At 58.8% G+C, this 12,418-nt stretch carries 11 protein-coding genes; 7 read left to right on the top strand and 4 right to left on the bottom strand.

Annotated elements, in window-relative coordinates; translation table 11 throughout:
* Positions 1–185: 185 nt before the first annotated feature.
* The 5 genes from ACOKR1_RS03495 to wecB are packed head-to-tail and all read left to right on the top strand — an operon-like array spanning position 186 to position 5,547.
* The gene (locus ACOKR1_RS03495; RefSeq protein WP_422935379.1) at positions 186–1,178 is read left to right on the top strand and encodes a hypothetical protein; all 993 of its coding nucleotides are present in this window, start codon (positions 186–188) and stop codon (positions 1,176–1,178) included.
* Between the two features lie 21 nt (positions 1,179–1,199).
* Positions 1,200–2,393: a glycosyltransferase family 4 protein gene (locus tag ACOKR1_RS03490; RefSeq protein ID WP_422935378.1), complete on the top strand. Its 1,194-nt coding sequence runs from the start codon at positions 1,200–1,202 to the stop codon at positions 2,391–2,393.
* Positions 2,394–2,404: 11 nt separating this feature from the next.
* Positions 2,405–3,451 carry a hypothetical protein gene (locus tag ACOKR1_RS03485; RefSeq protein ID WP_422935377.1) on the top strand — a complete coding sequence of 349 codons (1,047 nt, stop codon included), beginning with the start codon at positions 2,405–2,407 and terminating at the stop codon, positions 3,449–3,451.
* Positions 3,448–4,344 (top strand): glycosyltransferase family 2 protein, encoded by an 897-nt coding sequence (locus ACOKR1_RS03480; protein ID WP_422935376.1) that lies wholly within the window; start codon positions 3,448–3,450, stop codon positions 4,342–4,344. Before ACOKR1_RS03485 ends, ACOKR1_RS03480 begins: the two co-directional genes overlap by 4 nt.
* Positions 4,345–4,395: 51 nt before the next feature.
* Positions 4,396–5,547 carry a non-hydrolyzing UDP-N-acetylglucosamine 2-epimerase gene (gene wecB / locus ACOKR1_RS03475; RefSeq protein ID WP_422935375.1) on the top strand — a complete coding sequence of 384 codons (1,152 nt, stop codon included), beginning with the start codon at positions 4,396–4,398 and terminating at the stop codon, positions 5,545–5,547.
* A gap of 367 nt (positions 5,548–5,914) precedes the next feature.
* On the opposite strand, the gene ACOKR1_RS03470 is transcribed toward wecB, so the two are convergent.
* Together ACOKR1_RS03470 and ACOKR1_RS03465 are read right to left on the bottom strand one after the other, a co-directional pair.
* Positions 5,915–6,478: a low molecular weight phosphatase family protein gene (locus ACOKR1_RS03470; RefSeq protein ID WP_422935374.1), complete on the bottom strand. Its 564-nt coding sequence runs from the start codon at positions 6,476–6,478 to the stop codon at positions 5,915–5,917.
* Between the two features lie 135 nt (positions 6,479–6,613).
* Positions 6,614–7,942, bottom strand: coding sequence for a polysaccharide biosynthesis tyrosine autokinase (locus tag ACOKR1_RS03465; RefSeq protein ID WP_422935373.1), 1,329 nt, complete (start codon positions 7,940–7,942; stop codon positions 6,614–6,616).
* A 93-nt stretch (positions 7,943–8,035) separates the two neighbouring features.
* Between ACOKR1_RS03465 and ACOKR1_RS03460 the strand changes: the two genes are divergently transcribed.
* Both ACOKR1_RS03460 and ACOKR1_RS03455 read left to right on the top strand, forming a co-directional pair.
* Complete coding sequence (locus ACOKR1_RS03460) at positions 8,036–8,725, top strand: type II CAAX prenyl endopeptidase Rce1 family protein (protein WP_422935372.1); 690 nt, start codon at positions 8,036–8,038, stop codon at positions 8,723–8,725.
* Between the two features lie 593 nt (positions 8,726–9,318).
* On the top strand, positions 9,319–11,349 hold the full coding sequence (locus ACOKR1_RS03455) for an acyltransferase family protein (RefSeq protein ID WP_422935371.1): 2,031 nt from the start codon (positions 9,319–9,321) through the stop codon (positions 11,347–11,349).
* Positions 11,350–11,678: 329 nt separating this feature from the next.
* Here the strand turns inward: ACOKR1_RS03455 and ACOKR1_RS03450 are convergent, their stop codons facing one another.
* Together ACOKR1_RS03450 and ACOKR1_RS03445 are read right to left on the bottom strand one after the other, a co-directional pair.
* The gene (locus ACOKR1_RS03450) at positions 11,679–12,260 is read right to left on the bottom strand and encodes a DUF6993 domain-containing protein (RefSeq protein ID WP_422935370.1); all 582 of its coding nucleotides are present in this window, start codon (positions 12,258–12,260) and stop codon (positions 11,679–11,681) included.
* Entirely contained in the window at positions 12,257–12,418 is a 162-nt protein-coding gene (locus tag ACOKR1_RS03445) for a hypothetical protein (RefSeq protein WP_422935369.1), read from the bottom strand. Before ACOKR1_RS03445 ends, ACOKR1_RS03450 begins: the two co-directional genes overlap by 4 nt.

The following is a 12,418-nucleotide window of genomic DNA, read 5'->3' as shown; positions in this document are numbered from 1 at the left end:
GCCGGATCATGGACCGGAATCAGGTTGGAGAGCTTTCAATGCAGCTCGCGACATCCAGTTTGCTTGCTCCAGCGCTCAGCCTTGGACTCAGTCACTACCTGGCCAACCGTCTATCACTAAGTTCAAACCAATCCCGGTCGGCTGAACTACGCACGACCGGCCTTGTGGCCCACATTCTCTACGCAATGTCTCTTGCAGCCACTGCCATGGGCTTCATGACACATGAGTCAATCTTGAGCGTTTCCATATCGATATCTACGAGCACGGCAGTGTTTCTCTTGTGCTCAAGTCTACTTCGAGGCCTGAACTTTCCTAAAACATTCGCAACAGTAACGCTATACATACAGGTATTTGCACTGTTATGCATGGGCGTAGCGGCTACTGAACATGGCCTACTCGTCGGCACAGCAGTATATGTCGGCCTATCCGCCGCACCGGTTCTAGTTGTCCACCTCCTGACCCACACCCACAAGAGCTTCGCCACCAAATCAGAAGTATCGCGTGTATTAACTCTTGCGATCTCGCTCGTGCCGCACCTCGTGATGGCAGTCGCAACGATGCTTCTCATGAGGGTTCTAGTAGGGTTCAGCCTCGGAACGGCAGCCGCCGCCAACTATATGTTCGCCTCTCTGCTGATTGGCGGCGCCCTAACTGTCGGAGCCTCGCTCGACGCGCACTGGTCGACCAGGGCCCAGGTAGCCTCGACCTCAGGACTGCTCTCACAAATCCTTGTGCGGAATCAGGCAAGAATACAGGTGGCGTTGCTTCTGGTTTCGCTCGCCGTCACCCTCTTTATCTTCCTAGCGCTAGATACATGGCTTCCATCCACTTACGATCGTCAAGGTGTCGTCGGCGCAGTAGCCATGGGGCTTCCAGCGGCCGCTCTTCAGGCAGCAGCCGATGGTCGGAGCGCATTGCTCATGTGGCTCGGAAGAACGTTGCAGATATCTGTTGCAACCGCGACAGGAGGATTGACTACCTTGGCGCTCGCGCTCGTGTTGCTCCCCAGTTACGGATGGCAAACAGCCGGGCTGTGCATCACCGCCGGAATGGCAGCTCGAGCCATCTTGGCCACTCTCTTCTCGTTCAAGGCCGCTGGTTTTCGAAGATTTGATCTATACGTTGGCATCACCCTAGGGCTTCAAGCTGCCCTAGGCGCGGCACTGTTCTTCAAATAGCGCAAGGAAACAGATCTGGACATGAAAATTCTAATGCTAAGCAACAATTATGTCGACAAATCGCGAGGCGGGGTCGAGTTGCATGTCTACAATCTCGCACGAGAGTTGTCCGCCCGTGGACACGATGTCCATGTCGTCAGGACTTCGCCGGGCGCAAGCCTATATGACGATCTCGGTACGGTACCAATGACCGCCGTCATCGGCCATAGAAGTTCTCGATCCTTTGTCCGGCTTCGAAGGATCTTTCCGATTCCTGCAGTCCGATTTGTGGCCAACTTTTTGGCAAGGGTTCTCAACGCAATTCATGCAGCCCGCGAGCTGAAAAGCCTTCGCGACCGGTACGAATTTGATATTATCCACCATCATGATTTTGTGACAAGTGTGCTGCTTGGGATCATGCTGAAGGGACTTCCCGCCAGGCATGTGTGGACTAACCATTTGGGCGAGTTTCTGTATCTGCGAAAGACTCCGCTGATTGGACGGCAACTGACTCGATTAATGACGAAGGTGTTCACACAAGGTATGGCACCCTCGAAAGAGCTCGTGGACCAGGAATATGCCTCCTGTCCAATGACATACATACCGAATGGCGTCGACGTCGAGAGATTCCATCCTGCAACGCTTCGGGAACGTGATGAGATTCGACTCAAATGGAATTTTGTGGGAGAGCGAATCGTTGTAATCCCGCGACGTTGGGCTCCAACCAAGGGAGTGATATATGCAGCTCAGGCAATACTAACTTCGAGCTGGCCAGGGCAAAGCCTCGCCGTCTTTGCCGGGGCATCTGAGTCGGACTTTCCTGAGTACAGCGCCGAAATTCGCGGCCTATTGGAAGACGACGAACATAGTTCTGTCCTCGAAACGTTGTCTGCTGACGAAATGTCCGAAGTGCTTCGGGCGGCAGATGTATGCGTTATTCCATCCCTGATGGAGGCTACGAGCTTGTCCGCCCTTGAAGCGATGGCGTCCGCCATCCCCATTGTTGGAACCACAGTCGGCGGGCTCCCTGAGCTGCTATCCAATCGTCCGGATTGCAGGCTTGTCAGGCCAAGAGATCCGCAAGAACTGGCGACTGCGGTCGCTGAACTGTGCAATCTGAGCCAGCCCGACCGTGACAGTTTCGGCCTCGAGACGCGAAACTTTGTCGTCCAGAACTATTCCTGGGCGCACATCGCGTCCGAAGCAGAGAACGTCTACAAGGCGGCCCTCAATTGAAAATAGCTTACGTGTCGCACGTCGACAGCCGTTGGATCAAGCAGCGTCCGCACTTCCTGGCACAGTCGCTCGCACGCTCCGAGGTGTCAGTTACCTTCGTCTGTTCCTCTTTGGTTAGGACTGCCAAGCTCATCAGCGGGCAACGGCTCAGCGTGCCCGTACTGCGCGTACCTCTGATGCCACAGCGCTTACGACGCCGCTTTGCTATTCTTGATCCGCTTCTTTCCTGGATCTCGGCGATTGCCATCGTGTTGGTGTGCCGGCCGGATGTTGCCATTATGACTCACAGCCGCCATAGGCGACTAGCAGGCGCCTTGAGGAGCATGGGCGTAAAAATATCTTACGATTGCATGGACCTGAACAATCTTTTCGACGATGCGTTGCCGACAGATCAGTCCGATGAGAGGGCGCTGGTCGACTCTTCATCGGCCGTGTTCTGTTCGAGCGCTTTGATAGCAGAACATATCCGCGGGTTGTCGCCCGAGCGAGACATCGTGATTGTCCCCAACGCGCTGGACCCCGAAGCCTTCCACTTCCCACCATCAGGCGGCGAAGTATCTGTGGCCAAAGGAACGGTGGGATACATTGGCGCCATATCCAAATGGTTTGACTTCGAAGCTGTGCTTAATCTCCTAGCCGTGAACGAGAGTGTCCGAGTTAATCTTTGGGGACCGTGTGACGTCGCCATTCCGGAACACCCGAGACTCACTTATCACGGCATTGCGGACCATCCTTCTGCAATCGGGGCCATGCGAGGGAATGAAGTTTTGGTTCTCCCTTTTGTCGTCACCGATCTGATACGCGCTGTCGACCCGGTAAAATTGTACGAATATATTGCCGCCGGACGCCCGGTGGTAGCCAGCGACTACCCGCAACTAGATCACTTTGGAGATTTCATCTCCAGATATAGAAACCAAGATCAGTTTGCAGAGAAGGTGCGCCACGCGATGACCACCGGTCACGCACCTGCACCAGATGTGATCCGCGAATTCGTGCACGCAAATTCGTGGCGCTCTAGAGCTGATACGATGCTTGGCAAGTTTGAGGCGATCCGGTGATTGTTGTCGTCGTGGTTGTCTACAAAGCGTTCTCTGATCTTAATACCTGTTTGCGATCACTGCGCGCCGGGCCTGCGTCGCGTGTTGTTGTGGTCGACAATTCATTTCATTCGGCTGGTAGCTGCGTTGACCACGTGGCGAATTGGGATAGCGATCGTTTTGTGCACGTCGTGCCACATGACAATCTTGGGTACGCCCGCGGGAATAATCTGGGCATCCAGCACGCGCTCGACCTCGGGGCAGATTTCGTCATCGTCTGCAATCCGGATGTCATTATCATGCCGCCTGTCATCGACCGCCTGGTGAGCGAGATCGAACGTGGATCGTACGGGCTGATCTCACCCTTCCTAGTGGAAGGCACCCTGGGCTCAACAGAACGTCCGCCTAGCCTGTCTCGGCCCGGCTGGGACCTTGCTCTCGGTCGGGGAGTGATTTCAACGAATGCGAGCGAGTGGGCGAGCAGACTCTACCCGACATTCTTTGGTGCCTGCTTCATAGTCAAATCCGACGTCGTTCGTCATGTGGGCGGCCTGTGCGAGGATTTCTTTCTGTATTGCGAAGAGGCTGACTATTGCCAACGGCTGGCCCAACACGAGATCCGATGGGCGATTTCCCCGGAAGTCGGAGTCGAACACAACCGTGGCGCGAGCATCTCCGATGGGTCTACCCGCGGCAAGTCGCTGATTGGGCTGCATCATGCGGCGCGATCGATGGTGATTCTGGGAAGAAGATACTGGCCATCGCGTTCCGTCGTTTGGACAGTGTTGCGCATCGCTCTCTCAATCCTCTACCTGGCTCGTGGACGACCCGACAGTGCACGCGCGATCTTAACCGGCTTGCTGAGTGGATGGCGAGCAGACGTCTCGAAACGCATCGCTCCACGCTTTTCCTGATCTAGCTTCAAATTCGTCGATATTCGCTGATACCTCTGAAGGGAACTGATCATGGCAGTAGTGATGCCGATTTATGGGACCCGTCCGGAAGCCATCAAGATGGCTCCAATCGTTCAGGCCTTGGGGAAGGAGCGGGATATCTCTTGTTTTGTCACCGTGACAGGCCAACACCGAGAAATGCTTGATCAGGTTAATTCCCTTTTTGGAATAGACCCGGATGTTGACCTAAATATCTTGCGGCCTGGGCAATCGCTCAGCGGGATCCTCAGTCGAACCGTTGACGGACTCGATGAGCTTTTTGGTCGAATTCAACCCGACGTCGTATTGGTCCAGGGAGATACCACATCTGCCGCCGCCGGAGCCTTGACGGCCTTTTACCATAAAATTCCGGTGGTCCATGTCGAAGCCGGACTCCGGAGCGGAAATCTGCTTTCGCCATTTCCGGAGGAAGCCAACAGGAAGCTGATCTCACAGATTGCGCAGCTCCATCTTGCACCCACACACTCGAGCAAGCGAAATCTCCTCGAAGAGGGGATCTCGGATGTCGATATCGCCGTAACTGGAAACACCGTTATCGACGCGCTGCTTCAAGCCGTGGAGATGGACCTACCTGTCGCGGATCCACGCATTGAGGAGGCGGTCCAGAGTGGACAGACGATAGTCCTCGCGACGACCCATCGCCGCGAAAACCAAGGTGGCTCTATGGAGGCAATCGGTCGGGCCTTAGCCCGAATCGCCGAAGCTGACAACGATTCTATCGTAATCCTGCCAGCTCATCGCAACCCGGTGGTCCGGGAGGCGGTCCTTCCTTGGCTCGCCAACGTCCCGAATGTTCTAGTTTGCGAGCCGCTCTCGTACCACGAGTTTGCCCGGGTGATGCGGGCCTCCAGGATTGTCGTTACTGATTCTGGCGGCGTCCAGGAAGAGGCCCCGAGTCTGGGCAAGCCGGTGCTTGTGATGAGACAGAACACCGAACGCCCCGAGGCCGTTACTGCCGGGACTGTAAAGTTGATCGGAACCGACGAGGACCGAATAGTCCACGAAGCATTGAAGCTCCTTCAGGTTCCGTCTGAATACGAAGCCATGGCGAATGCCGTCAATCCGTACGGCGATGGCCGTGCGGCCGAAAGGTCCATTTCAGCCATTCTTCACCTGCTGGGTCGCGGCCGTAGACTACCCGACTTTGCACCAATAATCGGATAGCCCGCGCTTCCATCCGGTAAACGGATTTGCATCACCCGGTCGCGCGCTCGGGGGGAGAGGGTCACCGGATCGGAGACCCTCTTCATATTGTCCGTTGCACATTCGGCGCACCACGGAATCGTCCCAATTCGAGTAGCGTTTCGTCAGTTTCCTTCGGGGGTTGCGCCGCGACGGGTCGGTGTCAGATTCGGAGTGGATGATGGGGACGACGGCGAAGAGAATGTTGGAATCGGCCCAGGCGACCCTTGGACGTTCGGATGGGCCTGCATGAATGCCGCAGCGACCAGAACCGCATCAAGAACCACGAGGAGGACGATGCCCGCAATCGCCCAAGACCGTGCCCGTCTCGCCTTGGCTCTAGGAACCTTCATTGTCCGGCTACGTCCATTCGGAGTCCATCGACGATGACTGCAACTTCCACGTCAAGCCTCGCCCCGACGGCCTCGTAGATCTCGATCGGCTGCCGATACGGGTCCTCGATGTCGTCGTGCTCGGGGTCCTCGGGCGGAGCGACATGTCCCCGAACCGCCCGGACGGCGTCCACGAGCGCCGATGGGTCTTCGAGCGACACCCGTTCGTGCTCCGGCACCGCACTCAGGAGCCGAGCAAACTCGCAGACGGTAAAGGTCTTCCTCGACATCCGCGGAAGCAGTTGAACCACAGCACCGCGGTGTGCCCGGGTCGCCGTCAACACGAGATCCGCTTCCCTCAGGCGAAACTCCGTGAGCATCCTCGCACGATGCCCGTCAGGCTCGCCGCCGTAACGGCGCGACACCGTCGCAGCCTCCTCTGTCATCGGGGTGCCCTCCTCCGCGATGACGCCTGCGCTGGAAACGGTAATCGGGTAGTTCGCCATCCTGGTGCGCAGAAGCTGTTCCGCGATGGGCGACCGGCAGATGTTGCCCGAGCAAACGAAGAGGATGCTGAACATTGAGCCAACCACGGTCTACCCTGCGAGCCCTCGAGCCCGGCGACGGTCCATCCTCGACGCCTTGCCGACCGTCACGTCGTCCTGCGCGTATACGGGACCATACCCATAACTCTGATAGCCGTACTTGTGCGGCCCCTAGACCGGAAGCATCGTCAGCACGAAGCCGTAGAGTCTCGCTCCCACGTTGTCGAGAGCTGTTACCGCAGCACTGAGCTGGGCTCGGTGAGTCTTGCCGGCGGCGACCGCGACGATCGCCCCGCCCGCGCTCTTGCTGAGCACGGCCGCGTCGGTGACGGGGAGCAGCGGGGGAGCGTCGAACAACACATAGTCGAATTCGTCCTCGAGCCGCCGAACGAGCGAGTGCATGGCCGCAGATCCAAGAAGCTCGCTCGGGTTGGGCGGCACGCTCCCGGCCGGGAGGACGTGCAGACCGCCACGACCCCACTGCTGAACGGCGTCCTCCATGTCAGCGCGGCCGATGAGAAGGTCTGTGAGGCCGACGGCGCCTTCAATGCCCATGTATTGCGCGAGCTTGGGTCGCCGCAGGTCCGCGTCGACCACGATCACCTTGTGGCCGGCGTTGTCGAGCGCGATCGCAAGGTTGGACGCCGTACTACTCTTGCCCTCGCTCTCAATGGCTGACGTCACCACGAAGCTGCGGGCCCCGCCACCGGCGTCGATGAACTGCAGATTCGTGCGGAGGGTTCGGAAGGCCTCGGCGCGGGGACTGCGCGGATCGTCTTGGACGATGAGCGGTCGCTTCGGCGCCTTCGAGTCGAACGCGATCCCGCCGAGGACCGGGGCCGGACTGATCGCCTCAACGTCCCGCTCACTGCGCACGCGGTTGTCGAGTGCGTGGCGCAGAAGCGCTACTCCGATTCCGATTACCAGCCCTGCGACAAGCCCGATCGCGACGTTGATCGGCACGTTGGGGGTCACCGGATTTGAGGAAACGTCAGCCTGCTTGACCCTGGTCAACTTGACTGTGGCAGACTGCGACCCCGTCGATTCGATGTTCTGCACAACGTTGGTGAGGCTCTCGGAGATCCCGTTCGCTATATCCGCGGCCCTGATTGGATCCGGCGACGTAGCCGAGATGTCGATGAGCGTCGTGTCGAGCGGAGCCGTCGCGGCAACCGTCTTGGCGAGCTCATCGGCCGTCATCGAAAGATGCAAATTGGAGATGACCGGCAGAAGAACAATGGGCGTCGTGACAAGCCCTGCATAGGTCTTCACACGCTGCTGAGTGAACGTGCTCCCCTGCACGAGGTCGGTGACCGTCCCCCCAGACTGCGTGGAGACGAAGACTTTCGCCGAAGCCTTGAACTCGGGCTTGCTCAGGATCGAGAACGCCGCCGCAGCAGCCACGCCCAGCAAGGCCATCACCACGATCAGGACCCAGCCAGTGCGTAGGATGCGAATGTATTCCCTGAGCTCCAAAGGGCCCTCCCCCTCATGTTGCACGGCTGTAATCCGTGTCCCCACATATGTTGCCACACGTCAACATCCATTACGGTCCTAGTAGAGAAGATGGAACTCATCACAGGCGTTAGGAAAATGCGGCTCGCATGGGCCGTTCTAGGCATCATTGCGGCCCTGACCTGCGGTTGGGCTGTCCAAAGCGTTTCGGCGCAGCTTGGATACTCGCCATTTCTCGGCGCGGCGGCGTACTTGGCCGCGTGGATCCCCTTCCTTGCAGCACTCGCAGTGAGCTTCTGGGGCGAAGGCTTCGTCCGCGCACTTGCCGAACTCGGGCTGCGTTTCCGTCCCCTCGACCTCCTGTGGGGCCTCGGCATCGGCTGTCTGGTGCGGGCCATCGACGCGATCGTCCGGCTCGTCGTCACCGGATCCACGGGTTTGGTCCAACAGCCCACTCTGAGCGCGATCGGGTCCCCGCCCCTCGATACCATCGCTTGGGGCATCGTCGCCCCCGTCATCGTGGCCCCCCTGCTCGAGGAGATCTATTTCAGGGGGTTGCTCCAGCGCGCGCTCGCTGACACTTTCGCAACGTTCGGGAAGATCGCGAAGTGGGTCACCGCTGTCGTCCTCACCTCGGTGGTGTTCGCGGCAGTCCACGCCCTCCTCCTGCTCCCCACGCCGGGCGACGCGCTCCTCGCCGGGATCGCGACGTTCGTCTTCGCGCTCGCCGCGGGAACCACGGCTGCGGCCACGGGACGGCTGGGCGGGGCGATCGTGGGGCATGTGGTGTTCAACGGGCTCGGCGTGCTGCTCACGTGGCCCGCGTGAGAGCCCCGGTTATGGAGCTCCTCGGCCTGCGGTGTGGCGTGTTGATGCTCAATGATTGGTTCCGTTCGGCAACCGTGGCCTACTCGATGACAAGAGCGCGACAAATGTGCATCCTTCTCGAAATGACTATGACGGCGTCTCTCACCGTGAGGAGAATGCCCCATGTACGCATGCAGATGACCTTGCCGTGGTGCCGGCGCGACGGCGCTGCAGAGTGGAGTCGCCCGAGTCGTACACCGAGTCTTCAGCGAGTGTCCCTGCGAAACTTCTATGTCTCGTCGCGGTCCCAATGCTGTGGATCCGGCGACGCTGAGGTAGTGGTCGAGGCGTCCAAAGAGGAAGGCGGTTCAAGCTCATGGTTCCTGTTCCGCACGAATGACTAGACACAACTCTTGGAGCGTGATACAGGTACAATGCCTGTTTCTTCCGAGGCGAAACCCGGAATGCGTACCACAGCCGACGCCGCACTCTGCACTGATATAGGACCAGGCCGCTAGCAATCGCTGCACAGGGAACAGGTAAGAACACGCCTCCAACAGGAGGGCAGTCCTACGTCGTAGACTGTTGGAGCCGTCGCAATTTTGAGGAATCTCATGACACAACGACTAATACCCGAGATTGTGAACGGCACACCCGCAGGGCCACGCACTCGACGCGATATCCAAGGTCTACGCGCAATAGCCGTGTGTGCAGTTCTTGTATACCACGCCAATCCTCTCTGGCTACCCGGTGGATACGTAGGAGTCGACGTATTCTTCGTAATCTCGGGTTTTCTTATCACCCTCCAGCTACTCAGGCGTCAAGAGCGGACAAATTCACAATCGCTACGTGATTTCTATGCCCGGAGAATCCGTCGATTGCTTCCCGTTGCGGTTTTCGTCCTCCTCGCATCTTTGGTCGCTGCAAAACTGCTCCTCCCGCCGTTGATGCTCATTGATGTTGGAGACGACGCAAGGGCCACCGCGCTCTATCTATCTAATATGTGGTTTGCCTTCAATGGAACCGACTATCTCGCCAATCAATCACCGTCGCTCTTCCAACACTATTGGTCATTGGCGGTCGAAGAGCAATTCTACCTACTATGGCCTCTTCTGCTGTTACTGTTGAAGGGAAAAAATAGGCTGACGCTTGCGACGGTTGTGGTTTTAACAGTGGCATCCTTCATTGGGTGTTCCTTGCTCACGTTCGGCCACAAACCTTACGCCTTCTTCTCATTGCCATCCCGTGCTTGGGAATTCGGCGTTGGGGCAATGGTCGCTATGTTAGTCCCGAAACTGACGACGGTTCCAAAGATCTTGGCCCTGTTCCTTGGGTGGATCGGGCTCGGCGGAATCGCCGCCTCGCTGTTCCTTTTCTCCGATCTCACAGCGTTTCCCGGTTGGGTGGCTAGTATTCCGGTGGCCGCCACCGCTTTGGTCGTAGCCACAGGGGTCTCACCCCACGGCCGTTCCGGGGTCGAAGTCCTTCTTGGACTCAAACCCCTTCAAGTTCTGGGAAATATTTCCTACTCTCTATATCTTTGGCACTGGCCGGTCTTCCTCATTGCAGGGTTTATTACGAATCATTCGGCAGATCCGGCCGTGGCCATCGCTCTGATTGCAGGGTCCCTAATTCTGGCGCTCCTCAGTTTCACCTTCATAGAACAACCCTTCAGGGACATGTCTTTTCTGAAGGAGCGCACCTATCGCAGCTATGGGTTTAGCGCCGTCGCGACAGTTGTTGCCCTTGCAGCGAGTTTCGTGTTCGGCACACCCGGCCGCCTAGACACTGGGCGGCCCGCCGAATCGATCTCTGAATTCTCCGCAAGAGACGAATTGCCAATCTCGTCATTCGTCCCCAGCAACATGAAGCCGAGCCTTATGGAGGCTCGGAATTCGGTGGCAGCCGTGTTTAATGATGGATGCCATGTAGCTGTCGCCCCAGTCTCGTCACCGACCTGCTCGTACGGCGCCCCAAATTCTTCGCAGACAATAGTCCTTTTTGGTGACTCTCATGCTGCCCAGTGGTTTACACCCTTGGCGGCGTCTGCGGAGGCGAGCGGTCGGCACCTAATCAGCCTTACTAAGTCTGCCTGCCCCTCTGTGTCGATGACCACCACTAATGAGAACCTGGGTGCTGAATACTTCCAATGCGATGCATGGCGGATAAACGCTATCGAGCGAATACGGCGTATTCGACCTCAAGTTGTTGTAGTGGCGAACTGGGCGAACCACTACCGACAGTCAGGTGTATATGAGGGTGATTTTGTCAAAGCTTGGGAGTCGGGTCTGCAAAAACTCTCTGACGAGCTTCCAAGCGGCACGAAAATGATCATAATTGGCGACAACCCAACATGGACCACTGCACCGAACCTGTGTCTGTCGGCGCACCTTGAGGATGTCGGAGTTTGCTCCCTGCTTCCGCACACAATTGAGAGAGACATATACGCCGTCGAGCGCACGGCCGCCCGGCAAAAGGGCGGTGTCTTCCTGCCAGTTGCCGACTGGCTATGCCCAAATCGTTGCGGCCTCGTATTCGGGAATGTCCTGGCCTATCGCGATGATCACCACATTACGAATAGTCTCGCGCAGGCACTCCAGCCCAGATTAGATGAGGCGCTTGCCCAGACCTTGGGGACGAAATAGGGACTGCGAAGCGAGCCCGAGATTTCGGTTGCCCCCGCATGCGGCATTTGTAATCCTCGGAATGTGGACAAGTGGCGTTATATGGTGGAGGGCTCGCAGCCATGCTGGACGACTGGCGTTAAGTCGGCCGGGTTCCTCTTTGGGGGTCCCCCCATTTGACGTCGGCAGCCATCGCCTACGGCGGCTATGGGAACTGGATCGGAAAGATTGCGTCTTTCGGGCTTGGCGTCGTGGCCGGCGGAGGAGATCCCTACTCCAAACCGCGTGCTTCGGGCGGACCGGGTTGAGGGGAATCGGCGTTCTACGGGGGGTGGAGAGTAGAGCCTCGGCTACCCGACCGGAGCAGTCTGGCCGATGAGGCAGGCGCCCGTGCTGATCGGCGCGGCGAGCTCGACGGAGACGCTCGCGTCCTGGCGTACGAATTGCCCCACGAGGCACGTGCCGTTGAGCCGCACCGAGACCGTCAGCGTGGGTGCCTGCAGGTTGGCGCTCGTCTGATCCGCGGTGCGCTGCATGGCCCCCGCGCCGAAGCCGGCGGCAGCGAGCGCGTCGGTCAGGGTCTTCGCCGAGACCTGCTGTGAGGGCACGGACTGCGCCGCCTTGGTGAGCGCGGTTCCGAACAGGGCGAGGTTATCGGTGTCTGGCCCGGCGGGGTCGAAGCGCGCGAGCACCGGCTTCGTCGGGGTGGGCGAGGCGGCCGCCGTGGTCCGCGTGGCCGAGGCCGAGGGGCTTGCTGCGGGTCCGGCACCGTCCTGGCGTGGGGGCGCGAACAGCCCACCGACCACCGCCGCGACCGCCCCTAGGACCACTAGCGCTGCGACCACGGTCACCAGGACGGCGACGCCCCTCCGTGACGCACGACGGCGGCCCTCGGGTTCCGCGCGCAACTCGCCTTCCTTGACCTCGCTCATGACGCCCCGACCGTTCCCCGGTCGTCGACGAACGTCACGGCCATCCACGGGAAGACCCAGAGGTCCAAGGCCACGAGGACCGCGGCCACGAGAACGAGCAGGATCACGACCCGCACAGCGACGGGTCCCGGCAGGATCCTCCACAGGGCTCTGTACAC

The sequence above is a fragment of the Sinomonas sp. P47F7 genome, assembly GCF_049332655.1.
GTDB lineage: Bacteria > Actinomycetota > Actinomycetes > Actinomycetales > Micrococcaceae > Sinomonas.
The sequence above is the reverse complement of the archived record's forward strand: the minus strand, read 5'-3'. Positions and strand labels throughout refer to the sequence as shown.